Genomic DNA, 18591 nt, shown 5'->3' on the forward strand with positions numbered 1-18591 from the left:
AATCAGTGAGCACCACCGAGCAGGGCACCCGCAAGGCCGCGGGGAAGGTCACGCGTCAGGTCACGGTCTTGGCCGTCGGGCTGGGCCTGATCACGCTGTCCGCCTGCGGTTCGTCCGGCGGCGACGACGCGGGACCGGGCTCCACGTCCGGCGGGCCGAAGACCGTGACGCTGGTCAGCCATAACTCGTGGGCCGCTTCCGAGGACGTCATCGCCGCCTTCGAGAAGCAGTCCGGCTACCAGGTCAAGGTCCTGGAGGACGGCGACACCGGGTCCGCGGTGAACAAGGCGATCCTGACCAAGGACAACCCGCAGGGCGACGTCTTCTTCGGCGTCGACAACACCCTGCTCTCCCGCGCCCTCGACAACGGTTTGTTCCAGCCGTACGAGGTGAAGGACGCCGACAGGATCCTGCCGGAGGTCCGCGCCGACGGGGGCAAGCACCGGGTCACGCCCGTCGACACCGGCGACATCTGCGTCAACTACGACAAGGCGTGGTTCAGCGAGCGGAAGCTGACCCCGCCCGAGACCCTCGACGACCTGGTAGAGCCCGAGTACAAGAACCTCCTCGTCACCGAGAACGCCTCCACCTCCTCGCCCGGCCTCGGCTTCCTGCTCGGCACCGCCGCCCGGTACGGGGACGAGGGCTGGCAGGACTACTGGAAGAAGCTCAAGGCCAACGGCGTCAAGGTGGTCGACGGCTGGGAGCAGGCCTACAACGAGGAGTTCTCCGGATCGGCCGGTGGCAGGAAGGCCAAGGCGGACCGGCCGCTGGTGGTGTCCTACGCCTCCTCGCCGCCCGCCGAGGTCATCTACGCCGACCCCAGGCCGAAGACCGCGCCCACCGGCGTGGCCGAGGGGACCTGCTTCCGCCAGGTCGAGTACGCGGGGCTGCTGAGCAACGCGAAGAACCCCGAGGGCGGCAAGGCGCTGCTGGACTTCCTGGTCTCCAAGGAGTTCCAGGAGGACATGCCGCTCAACATGTTCGTCCACCCGGTGCGCGAGGACGCCCAGGTGCCCGAGGAGTTCGCCCGGTTCGGGCCGCGGGCGAAGGATCCCCAGACGATGGATCCGGCGAAGATCGCCGAGCACCGTGACCAGTGGGTCAAGTCGTGGACCTCACTCGTACTGAAGTAGGCCACCGGGCCGCGGCGCGCCGCGCCGCGGCCCGGTGGCGAGGGAACGCGGTGCGGCTCGGCCTGATGGTCGTGCCCGTCGCGTTCTTCGCCGTCTTCTTCGCCCACCCGATCGCCGCGATCGTCGCCCGCGGGCTGAGGACCGACGGCGTCTGGCAGTTCGGCCGGATCGGGGAGGCGCTGGCGCAGTCCGACGTCCGCCAGGTGCTCTGGTTCACCACCTGGCAGGCACTCGTCTCCACCGCCCTGACCCTGCTGATCGCCCTGCCCGGCGCGTATGTCCTCGCCCGCTTCGACTTCCCCGGCAGACAGGTGCTGCGGGCGGTGGTCACCGTTCCGTTCGTGCTCCCGACCGTCGTCGTCGGATCGGCGTTCATGGCGCTCGTCGGGCGCGGCGGGCTCCTCGACGAGCTGTGGGGGCTGCGCCTGGACACCACCGTGTGGGCGATCCTGCTCGCCCACGTCTTCTTCAACTACGCCGTCGTCGTACGGACCGTGGGCGGACTGTGGGGCCAGCTCGACCCGCGGCAGGAGGAGGCCGCGCGGATGCTGGGCGCCTCCCGGTTCGCGGCCTGGCGGAGCGTCACCCTGCCGGCCCTCGCGCCCGCCGTGGCCGCCGCCGCGCTGATGGTGTTCCTCTTCACCTTCACCTCCTTCGGGGTGGTGCAGATCCTCGGCGGACCCACCTTCTCCACCCTGGAGGTGGAGATCTACCGGCAGACCGCCGAGATCTTCGACCTGTCCACGGCTGCCGTCCTGACGATGATCCAGTTCGCCGCCGTGGGCACGATCCTCGCCCTGCACGCCTGGACCGTGCGCCGCCGGGAGACCGCGCTGCGCCTGGTGGACACCTCGGTGACCGCGCGCAGGCCGCGCGGGGCCGGGCAGTGGGCGCTGCTGGGCGGGGTGGTCGCCACCGTCGCCGTGCTGCTCCTGCTGCCCCTCGCGGTGCTGGTGCAGCGGTCGTTCGCCGGTGCCGGCCTCGGCTACTACCGGCGGCTCACCGAGGACGACGGCGGGGTGTTCCTGGTCGCACCGATCGAGGCGGTGGGCAACTCCCTGCAGTACGCCGTCGTCGCCACCGCCATCGCCGTGGTGATCGGCTCACTCGCCTCCGTCGCCCTCACCCGGCGGGACGCGGGACGGCTGGTGCGCGGTTTCGACGCGCTGCTGATGCTGCCGCTCGGGGTGTCAGCGGTGACCGTCGGCTTCGGGTTCCTGATCGCCCTCGACGAGCCTCCGCTGGACCTGAGGGCGTCCTGGATCCTGGTGCCGCTCGCGCAGGCCCTGGTCGGTGTCCCCTTCGTCGTACGGACCATGCTGCCGGTGCTGCGCGCCGTGGACGCCCGGCTGCGGGAGGCCGCGGCGGTGCTCGGGGCGTCGCCGTGGCGGGCCTGGCGGGAGGTCGACCTGCCGATGGTGCGGCGGGCGCTGCTGGTCGCGGCCGGGTTCGCGTTCGCGGTGTCGCTGGGGGAGTTCGGGGCGACCGTGTTCATCGCGCGGCCGGAGAACCCGACGCTGCCGGTGGCCGTGGCCCGGCTGCTGGGGCGGCCCGGCGAGCTCAACTACGGCCAGGCGATGGCTCTTTCAACGATTCTGATGATCGTGTGCGCGGTGGCCCTGCTGGTGCTGGAGCGGCTGCGGACCGACCGGACCGGGGAGTTCTGATGCTGCTCAGCCTGCGCGGCGCGACCGTCCGCTTCGGCGGCCGGGCGGTGCTGGACACCGTCGGTCTGGACGTCGCCGAGCACGAGATCGTGTGCGTGCTCGGGCCCAGTGGCAGCGGCAAGTCGACGCTGCTGCGCGCGGTGGCCGGGCTGCAGCCCCTCGACGCCGGGCACGTCGTGCTCGACGGTCGTGACCAGGCGGGCGTGCCCGCACACCGGCGCGGGGTCGGGCTGATGTTCCAGGACCACCAGCTGTTCCCGCAGCGGGACGTGGGCGGCAACGTGGCCTTCGGACTGCGGATGCGCGGGGCGTCCCGCACCGGCCAGGCCGACCGTGTGAGGGAGTTGCTGGAACTCGTCGGGATGCCCGGGGCAAAAGGGCGGGCCGTGGCCGCGCTGTCCGGCGGGGAGCAGCAACGCGTCGCGCTGGCCCGTGCGCTGGCGCCCAGCCCTCGGCTGCTGATGCTCGACGAGCCGCTCGGCCAGCTCGACCGCTCGCTGCGGGAGCGGCTCGTCGTCGAGCTGCGGGAGTTGTTCGGCCGGCTGGGCACCACCGTGCTCGCCGTGACGCACGACCAGGGTGAGGCGTTCGCGCTGGCCGACCGGGTCGTGGTGATGCGGGACGGGCGGATCGCCCAGTCCGGTACGCCACTCGAGGTGTGGCAGCGCCCGGCCGACGCGTTCGTGGCCCGCTTCCTCGGCTTCGAGAACGTGACCGAGGCGACGATCACCGCGGACGTCGCGGTGACGCCCTGGGGCAAGATCCCGGTACCGGCGGACGCCCCGCAGGGCACGCGCACCCTGCTGGTCCGGCCGGCCGGCGTCCGCCTGCTCCCGGACGGGGCGGACCTGCGCTGCACCGTCACCGCGCGCACCTTCCGCGGCACCCATGTCGCCGTCCGTCTCCAGCCGGCGGACGGTGACGGGCCCCTCCTGGAGGCCGCCTGCGCCCTCCGGGCGGCACCGGAGGTCGGAGACGAGGTCGGAGTGGAGTTCGACCCGGCCGAAATCGTCGTGCTCGGGTAATGAGGTCCTGCCTAGGGTGGCGGCATGACATCCCTCACGCATGACCGCTACTGCGACGAAATCGCCGACCAGGTCGGCCGGTTGCGGTCCGTGGTGACTTCGGGCACCGATCTGGACGGTACGGTTCCCACCACTCCGGAGTGGTCGCTGGAGCAGCTCGTCCGGCATGTCGGCGGTGCTCTGCGCTGGGCCGCGCTGATGGTGCGGACCCGGGCCGGGGAGGAGATCCCCGAGGAGCGGGTGCCGGGATTCGACGGACCCGATGTGCGGGGCGGGCCCGCCGCGCTGGACGCGTGGCTGGCCGAGTCGGGTGACCTGCTCGTCGAGGCGCTGCGGGAGGCCGGGCCGGACGCCGAGGTGTGGAGCTGGGCGGGAACCCGCAACGCCGGATTCTGGGCCCGCCGTATGACGCACGAGATGACAGTCCACCGCGCGGACGCGACTCTCGCCGCCGGACTGCCCTACGAGGTCGCGCCCGATGTCGCCGCCGACGCGATCGACGAGTGGCTGGAGATCGTGCAGTGGGCGCAGCGGACGCTGCCGGAGGACACGGCGAGAGAGCTGCGCGGCCCGCACCGGAGCATCCATCTGCACGCCACCGACACCGGCCCGCAGGCGAACGCGGAATGGAACATCGAACTGACCGAGGAGGGTGTCTCCTGGCACCGCGGCCACGAGAAGGCCACGGTCGCCCTCCGCGGCCCGCTCACCTCCGTGCTCCTCGCCTTCTACCGGCGACTGCCGCTCGACGCACCCGAGGTGGAGGTGCTGGGAGACCGGGAGCTGCTGGAGTTCTGGCTGGAACGGGCGACGTTCGGGTGAGGTGAACCGACGGGAGGTGAACCGCCGGGAGGGGCGACGGCTCCCGGCACGGTGATGGCCCGCCCCTTCCGGGACGAGCCATCACCTCATGTCTTCGAAGCGTCAGCTGTCGCTGTTCGCCCCACGACGGCGCATGCCGAAGAAGACCGCACCGCCACCGACGGCGAGCAGGGCCGCCGCGATACCGGCGATCAGGCCGGTGTTGGAGTCGGCGCCGGTCTCGGCGAGGTTCGACTCACCGATGGCGGGCGACGGGGCGTTGTCCGAGGTGTCCGCCGGAGCGGTGGTCTCGGGCTCGGACTCCGACGGGGCCGGCGTGCCGGGCTCCTCCTCGTCCTCGGGCGGGGTCGAGGCGGAGTCCGACGGCGTCGGAGCGGGCTCCGACGGAGCCGGGGGCTCCTCCTCTTCCTTGCAGGCCGTGGCCGGGGTGGTCAGGTTCGGCTTGATGTCCTCGTCCACGTAGGGCTTGGCCTTGACGTGGATGCGGTACTCGGCGTTGGGCTGCCAGTCCTCCTCGAAGGTGATGGTCACACCCTCACGGGAACCCTTGACGACCTGCTCGCCGATTTTCTTCTCGTCGGCACCGTTGTTCTCCAGGAACACGGTGACGGTGGCGGGAACGCCCGCCGGGTCGACGTCGGTGACGGTGATGACACCCTTGTCACCGACGCACTTTGCCTCGGCCGAGAACTCGTTGATGTTGCACGCGGCCGCGCTGCCGGCGAGGCCGATGGTGAGTGCGGCCGACGCGGAGACGACACCGAGGGCGCGTACGGTGCGTGCGACGGTACGGCGCGAGGCCGTACTGTGTGATACGGACAGAACTGTCACGTTTGTCCTTTACGGGATACGCAAATGCGGGGGGTTGAGGGAGTGTTGATGAATCATCAGCACTCCCATGAGGCTCCCAGGTCTATAAGCGCCGCATAAGTAGTGTCAACGCATATGCCGACAGCAGGCCATGACTTTACTGATTCGTTAACTGGCCAGGCGTTTCAACGCCTCCGGAGCCTCCTCGATCCGGTCGACCAGGGCGATGCGGGCCTCCATCGAGCGCTCCCGGGCGAGCGACCGGAGCAACGGCCAGGCGGGCAGCTTCTCCGTCCAGTGCACCCGGTTCACCAGCACCATCGGTGTCGGTTCACCGTGTGACTCGTAGTAGTTCGGCGTGGTGTTGTCGAAGATCTCCTGCACGGTTCCGGCCGCGCCCGGCAGGAAGACCACCCCCGCGTTGCAGCGGGCCAGCAGCCCGTCCTCCCGCGTGGCGTTGGCGAAGTACTTGGCTATGTGGGAGGCGAACGCGTTCGGCGGCTCGTGGCCGTAGAACCAGGTCGGGATGCCGGCCGAGGTGTGGCCCTTCGGCCACCGCTCGCGCACCTCGAAGGCGGCGCGCGCCCAGTCGGTGACCGACGGGTCGAACGAGGGCGCCGCCGCGAGGAGTGCGCAGGCCTCGTCCAGCATCGCGGCGTCGTACCGGGCCGCGTAGGCGCCGAGGTTCGCCGCCTCCATCGCGCCCGGACCACCGCCCGTCGCCACCGTGAAACCCGCTTGGGCGAGCGCCCGGCCGAGCACGGCGGCGCCGCGGTACTCCTCGGTGCCGCGGGCCATCGCGTGACCCCCCATGACGCCTACCACCCGTGCGTCGCCCAGCAGTTCGTCGAGGGCGTCGGATATCGAGTCGTCGTGGACGGCGCGCAGCGTCGACGCGAAGATGTCGCCGCTCGCCTTCGTCCGCTGGAACCAGCCGTAGGTGAGGGCGTCCGGTGTCTCCGCGTATCCCTTGTCGAGGGCCGCGAACAGGTCGTCGGGCGTGTAGAGATGGCCGCGGTACGGGTCGAAGGGGAGCCCCGGGACGGGTGGGAGGACCAGGGTGCCTTCGGTACGGAGCCCGGCGGTTGCCTCCGGCCGCATCCGGCAGCCGAGGAAGACGGCGCCGGCGGTGTCGGTGGTGAGCAACTCCCTTGTCCGGTCGGTCAGATCGAGGGACTGGATCCGGAACCCGGCGAGTGTGCCACGGGCCGAGACGATCGCGTCGAACTCCTCGAGCGTCTCGATCTCGTGGTCGCTGTGGTTGCCGTGATGGGCGGCGTGCGCGGGAGTCGTCTTCACCCGCCCATGCTAGGACGTGTTTTGAAAGTCCCGTCTGCCCCGCGGCGTCCGGCACGCACTCCCCCAAGCTCTTCGAGCAGGGGGACCCCCAGCCGCGTTGTCGGGATCGCACGCGTACGCGCCCGGTACGCGGGCGACCCTCCGCCGTGCGATCGCACGCTCCCCCAAGCTCTCGGCTCCGCTCGAGCAGGGGGACCCCCATGACGCCGCGGGGCCCGCCCTCCGGGCGGTCGGCGCTACGTTCGAAACACGCCCCAGGAGGTGGACCGCGGCGGGAGGCCCGGGTACTGGTGCGGTCCGGCCGCCGCGGCCCTCCCGGCCCGGCCCAGGTCCGCCCTCAGCCCTCCAGCGCGGACGGGTCCATCCACACGACCTCCCAGGTGTGGCCGTCCAGGTCGTCGAAGGCGCGGCCGTACATGAAGCCCTGGTCCTGGGTCTCCCCGCTGACCGAGCCGCCCGCCGCGAGGGCCTTCTCGACCAGTTCGTCGACCTTCTCGCGGCTCTCGGAGCTCAGGGCCAGCAGCACCTCGCTGGTCCTGGTGGAGTCGGCGATCTCCTTCTTCGTGAACTCCGCGTAGCGCTGCCTGGTGTGCAGCATCACGACGACGGTGTCGCTGATCACGACGGAGGCGGTGTTCTCGTCGCTGAACTGTTCGTTGATTCCGTAGCCGAGCGCCGTGAAGAACTTCTTCGAGGCCTCGAGGTCGTCGGCGGCCAGGTTCACGAAGATCATCTGCTGCGTCATGGGTGTCTCTTCCGTGGGTCTGCCGGTTCCCGGGCGGTTCCGTGCCGTGTCGTTCGAGGGATGGACCGGGAGCACGTACGGAACTCATCGCCCCGCGGAGATTTTCTTCGGGGCTCCCGTGATGCGTGGCGCGCGGCCTCAGAGAGCCAGGGGCAGGGCCGACAGTTCGGCCACGAGCACGGTCAGCGGGCCGAACAGGGCGAGGAGCGTGCCGGCCCTGAGCGCAGCGGCCCGGCGCGGTGTCGAGGCGGGAGCCCCGAGACGCAGCAGCGCGGCCGTGGTACCGGCGTGCGCCTGCTTCGCCTCGACAGCGGCCGTCAGCAGCGTCGCCACGGTGCAGCCGGTCACCAGGAGCACGCCGAGCAGGACGAGCGGGCCGGCCGACGGGCCATCGGCGTAGTACAGCGACCTCATGGCGTACATGCCCGACAGTACGGCGCAGACCACGCCCAGCGGACGGCCGATCCTGGTGGCCTCCGTCATGAGGAGCCGCCCGGCCAGCAGGCGCAGGGCACCCGGGCGGACCGACTGGAGCAGCCGGCCGCACAGATGGGTGAGACCGGGACCGGCCAGGATCAGGCCGACGGAGGCCAGCACCGGACCGGCCGACGCGCCGGGCCGGCCGTCGGGCGCGGTTCCGGCGCCGGTACGGCTCGCGTAGGCCCCCACGGCCAGGCCCACGGCCAGTACCGCGATGCCCCAGGGGAGACCGGACGGCGCCGTGCCGGCTCCGGGAGCCGGGACCGCCGCCGTGGAAGCGGGGCCGTCCTCCGGGCCGTGCGGCCCGTGCGCCGGCTCGGGGTCCTGCCCCGGAAGGTCCGCCCGCAGCCGATCCTGCTGGGCCTGGGCCTGGACCTGTGCTTGCAGTTCTGCCTGTGCCCCCGCCGGCACGCGCTGCCGGCCGGCGGGCGGCCGACGGCCGTGGGCCGCCGTCTCCAGATGCCTGCCGAAGCGTCCGTACGCCCCGAACGTCTCCCGCGCCGCCGTGGCACGGTACGCGCCGAAGCGGCCGTACACCGTCCGCTCCGAACGGGACGGTCCCGCCGCCCGCTCGCGCGGGCGCAATGCCACCGCCACCGCCACCGAGGCACTCACCGGCACCAGCGTCAGCAGGGTCAGGATCGCCGGGAACGGCAGCGGCCGGCCGGCGGCCAGGAAGTCGGTGCCGGAGCCGTCGAAGGACACGCCGGTGAGGTCGCCGCGCAGGTGGAGGAAGACGAGCAGCGCGATCACCGACCCCAGTGCGCAGGCCAGGGCCGTGGCCGCCACGGAGATCGCCGTCAGCCGGGCCGGACCGAGGCCGAGCGCCGAGAGTCCGGGCCGGGGCCTGGTCCCCGGGTCGGTCCGGGCCACCGCGACCGCGAAGTACACCGTGGCCGCAAGCGGGGCCGCGCACCAGGCCAGCCGGAGCAGCGAGGCGGACGGCGTGCTCGGGTGGCCGAGCGCGTGGCCGAGGGCGCACAGCAGCAGAAAGCCCGTGCCCGCCGAGGCCGCTGCGACCAGGAGGCGGCGCAGCTGGACGGTCGGACGGGCACCTCGGGTCAGACGGAGAGCGAGCACGCGGCCCGGCCCTCCGCCTCGGCGGTCCCGGGGACCGGGGGAAGATGTACGGTGCGCACCCGGCGCCCGTCGAGCAGCGACACCGTGCGGTCGGCGAGGGCCGCGGTGTCCGCGTCGGCGGTGGCGAGGAGCACCGTGATGCCGTGCGAACGGGCCGCCGTGGTCAGCGTGCGCAGCACGTGCCGCCGGTCTGCGCGGTGCAGCGGGGCGGTCGGCTCGTCGGCGAACAGTACCGAGGGAGCCGGGGCGAGGGCGCGGGCGATGCAGACCCGCTGGCGCTCCGCGTGCACCAGGTCCCCGGGGTGTTTGCGGGCCTTGTCGCCGATGTCGAGCCGCTCCAGCCACTCCAGGGCCGTCGCCCTGGCCGGGCGGCGGGCGATGCCGCGCAGCATCAGGGGGAGGGCGGTGTTCTCCCAGACGTTCAGCTCGGGGACGAGCACCGGCACCGGGTCGATCCAGCCGAAGCGCTCCCGGCGCAGCCGCTCGCGGGCGGCCGGCCTCATGGTGTGCACGGGCACGCTGTTGAACCAGACCTCGCCGCCCGCCACGGGCACCAGGCCGGACAGGCACCGCAGGAGGGTCGTCTTGCCGCTGCCCCGCGGGCCGCCGACGGCGAGGATCTCGCCCTCCCCGACGCCGAGCGAGACCCCGCTCAGCCCGGGTGAGCCGTCGTTGTGCCGGAAGTGCAGGGCGCGTGCCCAGAGCACGTCGTTGTCCGGTGGGGCCACCATGGCGTACACCTCGGTTCGGATCAGAAATGCCGTGCGAGATTCGTGACTCCCCCATGCGGGGGAACGAAAGCAGAGCCGATCGGTCACTGGGACGCTAGGGCCTGTCCGGCGGGTCATGCCGGAGCCGCGGGGGCCGGCACGCCCTCCCCCAAGCTCTTCGAACAGGGGTGGACCCCAGCGGCGTTGTCGTCACTCGCCGACTCCCTCACGCTCGGCTGCTCCCCCACTCTCGGCTGCGCTCGAGTGGGAGGGACCCACATACGCGGGAGGGACCCCCATCGCGTCGACTCCCTCCTCCGCCTTGCAGATGAACGCACCAGCCCTCGCTCGACCCAGTTGGACAGATGCCGCCAGTTGTCTCCGACTTGATCCGCCGGACAGACCCTAGGCAGCATGCGACGGGACACCGGACAGCACGCGGCCCCGGACCGCCGTTTCTCACTCGAACGGACGGCGCCGGGGCCGTAATTGATCATTCCAGCCGAAGATCACAACCGTGGCCCACGGCGCAGATCACAACCGTGGGCCGCGCCGGGGGATTACAGCGGAACACGCAACCGCGCGGCTGCCGCACGGCGGTGATCACTGTCGTCGGCGGCTCAGAGCCTCGTCCACGCCTCCTCCAGGGTGGCGCGCAGGATCTGCTCGATCTCGTCGAACGTCCCCTGGTCGGAGATCAGCGGCGGGGCGAGCTGGACGACCGGGTCGCCGCGGTCGTCGGCACGGCAGTACAGGCCGTTCTCGTACAGCTTCTTGGACAGGAAGCCGTACAGGACGCGCTCGGTCTCGGCGTCGTCGAAGGTCTCCTTGGTGTGCTTGTCCTTGACCAACTCGATGCCGTAGAAGAAGCCGTTGCCGCGGACGTCGCCGACGATCGGCAGGTCGTACAGCTTCTCCAGCGTGGAGCGGAAGGCGTCCTCGTGGTCCAGCACATGCCGGTTGAGGCCCTCGCGCTCGAACAGGTCGAGGTTGGCGACGCCCACCGCGGCCGAGACGGGGTGGCCGCCGAAGGTGTAGCCGTGCAGGAAGACGTTGTCACCCTGGTAGAACGGCTCGGCGAGGCGGTCGGAGACGATGCAGGCGCCGATGGGGGAGTAGCCGGATGTCATGCCCTTGGCGCAGGTGATCATGTCCGGGACGTAGTCGAACTTGTCGCAGGCGAACGTCGTGCCCAGGCGGCCGAAGGCGCAGATGACCTCGTCGGAGACGAGCAGGACGTCGTACTGATCGCAGATCTCGCGGACCCGCTGGAAGTAGCCGGGCGGCGGCGGGAAGCAGCCGCCGGCGTTCTGCACCGGCTCGAGGAAGACCGCGGCGACCGTGTCCGGGCCCTCGAAGAGGATCTGCTGCTCGATCTGGTCGGCGGCCCAGCGGCCGAACGCCTCGGGGTCGTCGCCGTGGATCGGGGCCCGGTAGATGTTGGTGTTCGGCACCTTGCGGGCGCCCGGCACCAGCGGCTCGAACGGGGCCTTCAGCGCCGGCAGGCCGGTGATCGACAGGGCCCCCTGAGGGGTGCCGTGATAGGCCACCGCGCGGGAGATGACCTTGTACTTGGTCGGCTTGCCGGTCAGCTTGAAGTACTGCTTGGCGAGCTTCCAGGCGGTCTCCACCGCCTCGCCGCCGCCGGTCGTGAAGAAGACCTTGTTCAGGTCGCCCGGCGCCTCGTGGGCCAGCCGCTCCGCCAGTTCCACGGCCTTGGGGTGGGCGTAGGACCACACGGGGAAGAAGGACAGTTCCTGCGCCTGCTTGAAGGCGGTCTCGGCGAGCTCGACCCTGCCGTGCCCCGCCTGGACGACGAACAGCCCGGCGAGACCGTCGAGGTACCGCTTGCCCCGGTCGTCGTAGATGTGGGTGCCCTCGCCGCGGACGATGGTGGGCACGGGGGAGTTCTCGTACGAGGACATGCGGGTGAAGTGCATCCACAGGTGGTCGTACGCGGCCCGGCTGAGGTCCTCGGGGCTGTCGGTGCTCACGATTATCGGGTCCCCCACATGTAGGTCTGCTTCTTGAGCCTGAGGTAGACGAAACTCTCGGTGGAGCGCACGCCGGGCACGGCCCGGATGCGTCGGTTGATGAGCTCCAGGAGGTGGTCGTCGTCCTCGCAGACGATCTCGACCATGAGGTCGAAGGAGCCCGCGGTCATCACCACGTACTCGCACTCGTCCATGGCGCTCAGCGCGTCGGCCACGGACTCCACGTCACCCTCGACATGGACGCCGACCATCGCCTGCCTGCGGAAGCCCACCGTGAGCGGGTCCGTGACGGCGACGATCTGCATCACGCCCTGGTCGAGCAGCTTCTGCACGCGCTGGCGCACGGCCGCCTCCGACAGGCCGACGGCCTTGCCGATGGCGGCGTAGGGCCTGCGGCCGTCCTCCTGGAGCTGCTCGATGATGGCGAGGGAGACGGCGTCCAGGTGGGGACCGCCGCCGTTCCTGGACTCGCGGGAGTCCTTGGGTTCTGCGCTTCGACTGGCCACACGGTCACTGTGCACGAGGTCTCGATCGTTCCGCAAGGCGCATTCGATGAAATCCGTTGTTGCGAGGGTTGATGTTTGCGGATTTCGCAGAGTTGGGGTGGTCGGGGGTGTTGAATGCGTCAGGGGTCCGTCTAGGGTGGGTGTCTCAGAGGTTGGACACCTCGGACACCCACGAGGAACACCGGGAGGCCTGCAGTGAGCACCGAGCTGCGACGTCTGCGCAACTACATCGGCGGCGCGTTCCGTGACGCCGCCGACGGACGGACCACCGAGGTGGTCAACCCCGTGACCGGCGAGGCGTACGCGACCGCGCCGCTGTCCGGACAGGCCGACGTGGACGCCGCGATGGCGGCCGCCGCCGAGGCCTTCCCCGGCTGGCGCGACGCCACGCCGGCCGAGCGGCAGAAGGCCCTGCTGAAGGTCGCGGACGCCATCGAGGAGCGTGCCGAGGAACTCATCGCGGCCGAGGTGGAGAACACGGGCAAGCCCATCGGGCTGACCCGCACCGAGGAGATCCCGCCGATGGTCGACCAGATCCGCTTCTTCGCGGGCGCGGCGCGGATGCTGGAGGGCCGCTCGGCCGGCGAGTACATGGAGGGTCTGACCTCCATCGTGCGCCGTGAGCCGGTCGGCGTCTGCGCCCAGGTCGCCCCCTGGAACTACCCGATGATGATGGCCGTGTGGAAGTTCGCCCCGGCGATCGCGGCGGGCAACACGGTCGTCCTCAAGCCCTCGGACACCACTCCGGCCTCCACGGTCCTGCTCGCCGAGATCCTCGGCTCGGTCCTGCCGACGGGCGTCTTCAACGTCGTCTGCGGCGACCGCGACACCGGCCGCATGATGGTCGAGCACGACACCCCGGCGATGGCGTCCATCACCGGTTCGGTACGGGCCGGCATGCAGGTCGCCGAGTCCGCGTCCAAGGACCTCAAGCGCGTCCACCTGGAGCTGGGCGGCAAGGCGCCGGTCGTAGTCTTCGAGGACACCGACATCGCCAAGGCCGTGGAGGGCATCTCCGTCGCGGGCTTCTTCAACGCCGGCCAGGACTGTACGGCCGCCACGCGTGTCCTCGTCCACGAGTCGATCCACGACGAGTTCGTCACTGCCCTCGCCAAGGCCGCCGCCGACACGAAGACGGGCGCCCCCGACGACGAGGACGTCCTCTTCGGCCCGCTCAACAACGCCCGTCAACTGGCCCAGGTGGAGGGCTTCGTCGACCGGCTCCCCGCGCACGCGCGCGTGGAGGCCGGCGGCAGGCGCGTCGGCGACAAGGGCTTCTTCTACGCGCCCACCGTGGTCTCGGGCCTGAAGCAGGACGACGAGATCGTCCAGAAGGAGGTCTTCGGCCCGGTCATCACCGTCCAGACCTTCACCGACGAGGACCAGGCCGTCGCGTACGCCAACGGCGTCGAGTACGCGCTGGCCTCCTCGGTGTGGACCAAGGACCACTCCCGCGCGATGCGCATGTCCAAGAAGCTCGACTTCGGCTGCGTGTGGATCAACACCCACATCCCGCTGGTCGCGGAGATGCCGCACGGCGGCTTCAAGAAGTCCGGCTACGGCAAGGACCTCAGCGCCTACGGCTTCGACGACTACACGCGCATCAAGCACGTGATGACGTCGCTCGACGCGTAAGGGCTCGCCGCCCGGCCCCGCCCGGGCGGCGGAGCCGCATGCCGGTTCAGCCCCGCGCCCCTTCCGGGCGCGGGGCTTCTCGAGGGTGCCGGCCGATGGCCGGTGAGGGGTGAGCACGCGAAGTGCGCGGAGGGCGGGGGGAGTTCACTCGACCCCAGTTTTTGAACACGTTCAACAAGGGCGTATGTTGTCGCCATGAGCGACAGAGCCGCCCTGCTCAAGGGCATTCGCGTCTGGTTGGTCCTCTTCGTCGTCTGCCTGGTGCTCAGTGGTGCCACGGCCTTCCCCCTGGTGCACGAACTGCGCTGGACCGAGGAGGTGCTCCGCTCCCTGGGGGCACCGGAGCACCTTCCCGCCCTCATGGAGTGGATCGAGCGGGTCCGGGACGGACTCGACGCCGCCGACGCCGAGTATCCGTTCCTTCTCTACGGCACCGACTGGCTGGCCTTCGCCCACCTCGTGATCGCCGTCGCCTTCTACGGCCCCTACCGCGACCCGGTCCGCAACATCTGGGTCGTCGAGTTCGGCATGATCGCCTGCGCCGGCGTCATTCCGCTCGCCCTCGTCTGCGGCCCGGTCCGCGGCATCCCCTTCTGGTGGAGCGTCATCGACATGGCGTTCGGGGTGTTCGGCGTGATCCCGCTGTACGCCGTACGCAAGAGGATCAAGCGGCTGGAAGCGCTCACCCCGTACGCCGCGCCGGCCCCCGTGTCCTCGGCGTGATCCGCCGGGCGGGCCCTTCCCGGTTCTACCGGGAGGCGCGCAGGGCGCACAGGACGTCGATGCGGTTGGTGGTGATCGAGTCGGCGCCCAGCGCCAGCAGGCGGCGCAGGGAGCGGCGGGTGTCCGGGGTCCACACGGAGAGCAGATAGCCGTCCGCGTGGACCCGGTCGGCGAGGGCCCGGTCGACCAGACTGAAGCGGTAGTTCAGCCAGCGCGGCCGGACCGCCTCCAGGAGACCGGCGCGCGGCGGGGCCGGCGACGTGTGGGTGAGGGCGATCTCGGCGGACGGGTCCGCCGCGCGCACGGCGAGCATGGCGGCGGCGCCCGCGCAGTAGCGGACACGGTCCCGGGCGCCGTGCTCCCGTACGGCGTCCACGATCCGGCGCACCGCGCGAGGGGCGGGATCGCCCGGCAGGTCCAGCATGACCCCGCTGCCCCCGGTCGCCGACAGCGCGTCCGCGAGCGTGGGCACACCGCCGTCGGTCAGGCCGCGTACCTCCTCCCAGGACAGCGACCGCAGCGGGCGGTCGTGCCCCCAGAGCCGCTTCAGCGTCTCGTCGTGCAGCAGGACCGGTACGCCGTCCCGGGTGAGGCGCACATCGAACTCGACCGCGTCCGCGCCCTTGTCGAGCGCGGAGCGCAGCGAGGCGAGCGTGTTCTCACGGACGTGGTACGGGTCGCCGCGGTGGGCCACGGCGGTCACGTTGCGCATGGCAGTCCTTCGCGGAGTCGGTTCACCTGTCGGTTCACGGGACGACCTGTCCACCGCGGCGGAGGACGGATTCACTACGGCGGAGGACGGATTCACCGCAGCGGCCGGGAGGTGAGCCAGGACGTGGTGTAGGCGTCGATCTCGGCCGCCAGCCGTGCCTTGGCCGGCTCGTCCAGGAACGACGCCTCCACCGCGTTCTTCGCCAGCGCACCCAGACCCCGCTCGTCGAGGTCCAACAGCCGCGCGGCGATCGCGTACTCGGTGTTGAGGTCGGTGCCGAACATCGGCGGGTCGTCGGAGTTGACGGTGACCAGCACACCGGCGCGGACGAACTCCTTGATCGGGTGCTCGTCCAGGTCGGCGACCGCGCGGGTGGCGATGTTGGAGGTGGGGCACACCTCCAGCGCGATGCGCCGTTCGGCGAGGTGCGCGAGCAGTTCGGGGTCCTGGGCGGCGCTGGTGCCGTGCCCGATCCGCTCCGCGCGCAGGTCGACCAGGGCGTCCCACACCGTCCCGGGGCCGGTGGTCTCACCGGCGTGCGGCACCGAGCGCAGGCCCGCGGCGATGGCCCGGTCGAAGTACGGCTTGAACTGTGGCCGGGGCACCCCGATCTCGGGTCCGCCCAGGCCGAAGGAGACCAGGCCCTCCGGGCGCAGCCGGTCGTCGGTGGCGAGCCGGGTGGTCTCCTCGGCGGCCTCCGGGCCGGCCTCGCCGGGAATGTCGAAGCACCAGCGGAGCACGGTCCCGAACTCCGACTCGGCCGCCTTGCGGGCGTCCTCGATCGCCTCCATGAACGCACGCTCGTCGATCCCGCGGCGGGTCGACGAGAACGGGGTGATCGTCAGCTCGGCGTACCGCACCTGCTGCCGGGCCAGCTCACGCGCCACCTCGTAGGTGAGCAGCCGGACGTCCTCGGGCGTGCGGACCAGGTCGACGACGGACAGGTACACGTCGATGAAGTGGGCGAAGTCCGTGAAGGTGAAGTAGTCGGCGAGCGCCTCGGGGTCGGCGGGGACCTTGGAGCCGGGATGGCGGGCGGCCAGCTCCGAGACGATGCGGGGGGAGGCGGAACCGATGTGGTGCACGTGCAGTTCGGCCTTGGGCAGTCCGGCGATGAAGTCGTGCGGGCCGCTGCCCGCCTCTGCGGACGCGGCGAGACGTTCGGTCATGGTCCCTCTCCGGGAGCGGCGCCCCCGGCCGGGATGCGGCGGGACGCGGGTGATCGGCTGATCGGTGGATCGAGGATCATCGTAGGCCGGGCACGCACGGGACGGGGGTGGGCCGTACGATGACGGGACGTTCGACGGAGGGGGTCCAGCGTATGTCCGACGACGCGCAGGCGCCGGAAGCGCGGGGGAACCCGGCGGGCGGAACTCCGCCCCGGGACCCGCATGTTCACGACGACGTCTGGGCGGAGCCGGCCGACAGCAGGGCCGCGCAGGCCCAGCCGCCCCAGAGCCCGCCACGCGACGTGGCGCCACCCGAGCCGACCCAGGTGGATCTCGGCAGCCGGGGCACGACCGGCCCGTCGGGCTCCGCCGAGGTCATCGATCCGTTCGCTCTCCCGGAATTCGACCCACCGGCGCCCTCCCCGAGTACGCCCGGCGCGGCCAGCACGCCCCCGGCCTCCGGCACTCCGTCCGTTCCCTCGGCGCCTTCCGCGCACGACCAGCGGACGGTCACGTCCTTCCCCGCGACGGGCGCCCCGGCCACCCACCCGGCCTCGCCGTCCGCTCCGTCCTGGGCCGACCCCTCCGCCCCGTCCGCCCCCGCGATGCCCGCCGGCTACGGCGCCGCGGTCCCCGACCCCTTCGCGCCCCCGGCCGCCGAGCCGGTCCCGCCGCCGCCCATCGCCCCCGGCCCGGCGCCATACGGCTACCCGGGCGGCCCCCAGGGCGGTTACGCCCACTCGGCCGTGCAGCCACAGCCGCCCGGTTACGCCGGTATGCCCGACCAGGGCTACTACGGCTGGACCGGCATGCCTCCGCAGCCCGCCAACGGCATGGGCGTCGCCGGACTCGTGCTCGGGATCATCTCGGCCGTCATCTTCTGCCTCTGGCCGCTGGCCATCGGGCTCGGCGTCCTCGCCGTGATCTTCAGTGTCCTGGGCCGGGGCAAGGCCGCCCGCGGCGAAGCCACGAACCCGGGCCACGCCCTGGCCGGTCTCATCTGCGGCTGGGCAGGCATCCTCCTGGGTGCCGGCTTCGGCGTCCTCGTCCTCACCACGCCCTACTGGTAGGACCTCTCGTCCGGACCGTGCGGGGCTCGCGAGCCCCGGTGCCCGATCCGGCCCGACCCCCACGGAAGCCCCAAGACTTCGGCTCGTGCCCCGGCTCTCGCCGAGGACCGGGCCCGGTTGGCACGCCCGACCCCCACGGAAGCCCCATTCGGCGCCGGGCCCGTCCCCAGGGCGCCCGCCCGGCCCCGAACGGTTATCGTCCGCCCGTCCGCCCGTCCGCCCGTCCGCCCGTCCGCCCGTCCGCCCGTCCGCCCGCCTGGTGGCCTGGTGGCCGGGGCCTCAGCGTGGCGGGCCGGGCCCGGACCGCTCACGCTTTTGCGTCGGTCCCGGCCTCGAGGAGGCGGAGGCGGGTGCGGGCCTGCATCAGGGCGAAGCCCAGAAGGTTCGCGCCGCGCCACTGGGCGGGGTTCGCCGCCCTCTCGTTCTTCGCCCCGAGCCCGATGCCCCAGACGCGGTCCCTGGGGCTCGCCTCGACCAGGACGCGGTCGCCCGTGTTCAGCAGGAAGGCACGCAGGTCCGCGTGGGCGGCGAACTTGTGCGTGCTGCCCTCGACGACGACACGGAACCGCTCGCGCCGCCAGACCGCATCGTCGAAGTGCCGCACGAGCCGGCCCTCCTTCTTCGCGTCGGCGGGGTGCTCCGCGGCCAGGATCTTCCGTTCCGCCTCCGGATCCGCGAATATCCGTGCCTTGGCCGCCATCATCCAGTGCTCGGCGGTCGTGTAGGTCACGCCGTCCACCGTGAACGGCGACGGCCACCACTGGCTCAGGCAGCCCGCCCCGATCCGGCCGTCGGGCAGGGGCTGGTGCCCCCAGAAGTGCAGGTACTTGATCCGCTCCCCGGTCGCCACTGCCTCGATCAGGGCCTCCCGGGAATCGATCGCCCCGGCTCCCACCGCAGTTGCAGTCTTCTCCATGCCCTTCTCCGCCTCCGTGTTCATCCCCATGTGCGCGAGTTTCGCAGGCAGCACTGACAATCGGCCTGTCCTTTTCGTGCCCGTACGACGCT

General features: G+C 71.6%; 17 protein-coding genes. 7 read left to right on the forward strand and 10 right to left on the reverse strand.

Translation table 11 applies throughout. The features are described 5' to 3' along the window. The first annotated feature begins 5 nt into the window (after positions 1-5). Genes V4Y04_RS26820 through V4Y04_RS26835 form a run of 4 tightly spaced genes read left to right on the forward strand, consistent with a single transcriptional unit; the run spans position 6 to position 4650 of the window. The gene (locus V4Y04_RS26820; RefSeq protein WP_332430894.1) at positions 6-1136 is read left to right on the forward strand and encodes a thiamine ABC transporter substrate-binding protein; all 1131 of its coding nucleotides are present in this window, start codon (positions 6-8) and stop codon (positions 1134-1136) included. After that, positions 1112-2803, forward strand: a complete 1692-nt coding sequence (locus tag V4Y04_RS26825; RefSeq protein ID WP_443080094.1) for an ABC transporter permease — start codon at positions 1112-1114, stop codon at positions 2801-2803. Before V4Y04_RS26820 ends, V4Y04_RS26825 begins: the two co-directional genes overlap by 25 nt. After that, the gene (locus tag V4Y04_RS26830) at positions 2803-3828 is read left to right on the forward strand and encodes an ABC transporter ATP-binding protein (RefSeq protein ID WP_332430895.1); all 1026 of its coding nucleotides are present in this window, start codon (positions 2803-2805) and stop codon (positions 3826-3828) included. Before V4Y04_RS26825 ends, V4Y04_RS26830 begins: the two co-directional genes overlap by 1 nt. 24 nt (positions 3829-3852) lie before the next feature. Then, positions 3853-4650 carry a maleylpyruvate isomerase family mycothiol-dependent enzyme gene (locus V4Y04_RS26835; protein ID WP_332430896.1) on the forward strand — a complete coding sequence of 266 codons (798 nt, stop codon included), beginning with the start codon at positions 3853-3855 and terminating at the stop codon, positions 4648-4650. Positions 4651-4752: 102 nt separating this feature from the next. Here V4Y04_RS26835 and V4Y04_RS26840 read toward each other — a convergent pair whose 3' ends face one another. From V4Y04_RS26840 to V4Y04_RS26870, 7 genes are all read right to left on the reverse strand, one after another. After that, positions 4753-5481 (reverse strand): LAETG motif-containing sortase-dependent surface protein, encoded by a 729-nt coding sequence (locus V4Y04_RS26840; protein WP_332430897.1) that lies wholly within the window; start codon positions 5479-5481, stop codon positions 4753-4755. Between the two features lie 147 nt (positions 5482-5628). Next, positions 5629-6759 carry an LOG family protein gene (locus V4Y04_RS26845; protein WP_332430898.1) on the reverse strand — a complete coding sequence of 377 codons (1131 nt, stop codon included), beginning with the start codon at positions 6757-6759 and terminating at the stop codon, positions 5629-5631. Between the two features lie 337 nt (positions 6760-7096). Then, entirely contained in the window at positions 7097-7504 is a 408-nt protein-coding gene (locus V4Y04_RS26850) for a VOC family protein (protein ID WP_332430899.1), read from the reverse strand. 138 nt (positions 7505-7642) lie between these two features. Continuing rightward, on the reverse strand, positions 7643-9064 hold the full coding sequence (locus tag V4Y04_RS26855; RefSeq protein WP_332430900.1) for a hypothetical protein: 1422 nt from the start codon (positions 9062-9064) through the stop codon (positions 7643-7645). Next, positions 9046-9795, reverse strand: a complete 750-nt coding sequence (locus tag V4Y04_RS26860) for an ABC transporter ATP-binding protein (protein ID WP_332430901.1) — start codon at positions 9793-9795, stop codon at positions 9046-9048. Before V4Y04_RS26860 ends, V4Y04_RS26855 begins: the two co-directional genes overlap by 19 nt. 599 nt (positions 9796-10394) lie before the next feature. After that, the gene (locus tag V4Y04_RS26865) at positions 10395-11768 is read right to left on the reverse strand and encodes an aspartate aminotransferase family protein (protein WP_332430902.1); all 1374 of its coding nucleotides are present in this window, start codon (positions 11766-11768) and stop codon (positions 10395-10397) included. Between the two features lie 2 nt (positions 11769-11770). Continuing rightward, positions 11771-12289 carry an Lrp/AsnC family transcriptional regulator gene (locus V4Y04_RS26870; protein WP_332430903.1) on the reverse strand — a complete coding sequence of 173 codons (519 nt, stop codon included), beginning with the start codon at positions 12287-12289 and terminating at the stop codon, positions 11771-11773. Between the two features lie 180 nt (positions 12290-12469). Here V4Y04_RS26870 and V4Y04_RS26875 point away from each other — a divergent pair, with 180 nt between their 5' ends. Both V4Y04_RS26875 and V4Y04_RS26880 read left to right on the forward strand, forming a co-directional pair. Next, on the forward strand, positions 12470-13909 hold the full coding sequence (locus V4Y04_RS26875; protein ID WP_332430904.1) for a gamma-aminobutyraldehyde dehydrogenase: 1440 nt from the start codon (positions 12470-12472) through the stop codon (positions 13907-13909). Between the two features lie 195 nt (positions 13910-14104). Continuing rightward, complete coding sequence (locus V4Y04_RS26880; protein WP_332430905.1) at positions 14105-14632, forward strand: hypothetical protein; 528 nt, start codon at positions 14105-14107, stop codon at positions 14630-14632. 25 nt (positions 14633-14657) lie between these two features. On the opposite strand, the gene V4Y04_RS26885 is transcribed toward V4Y04_RS26880, so the two are convergent. Together V4Y04_RS26885 and V4Y04_RS26890 are read right to left on the reverse strand one after the other, a co-directional pair. Next, the gene (locus V4Y04_RS26885) at positions 14658-15344 is read right to left on the reverse strand and encodes a glycerophosphodiester phosphodiesterase (protein ID WP_332430906.1); all 687 of its coding nucleotides are present in this window, start codon (positions 15342-15344) and stop codon (positions 14658-14660) included. Between the two features lie 92 nt (positions 15345-15436). Then, on the reverse strand, positions 15437-16513 hold the full coding sequence (locus V4Y04_RS26890; RefSeq protein ID WP_332430907.1) for an adenosine deaminase: 1077 nt from the start codon (positions 16511-16513) through the stop codon (positions 15437-15439). A 152-nt stretch (positions 16514-16665) separates the two neighbouring features. Here V4Y04_RS26890 and V4Y04_RS26895 point away from each other — a divergent pair, with 152 nt between their 5' ends. Next, positions 16666-17583 (forward strand): DUF4190 domain-containing protein, encoded by a 918-nt coding sequence (locus V4Y04_RS26895; protein WP_332430908.1) that lies wholly within the window; start codon positions 16666-16668, stop codon positions 17581-17583. A 307-nt stretch (positions 17584-17890) separates the two neighbouring features. Here V4Y04_RS26895 and V4Y04_RS26900 read toward each other — a convergent pair whose 3' ends face one another. Next, a complete protein-coding gene (locus V4Y04_RS26900; protein WP_443080208.1) occupies positions 17891-18523 on the reverse strand; it encodes an NADAR family protein in 633 nt (210 codons plus the stop codon). Positions 18524-18591: the final 68 nt, after the last annotated feature.

It is taken from the genome of Streptomyces sp. P9-A2, from assembly GCF_036634175.1.
GTDB lineage: Bacteria > Actinomycetota > Actinomycetes > Streptomycetales > Streptomycetaceae > Streptomyces > Streptomyces pratens.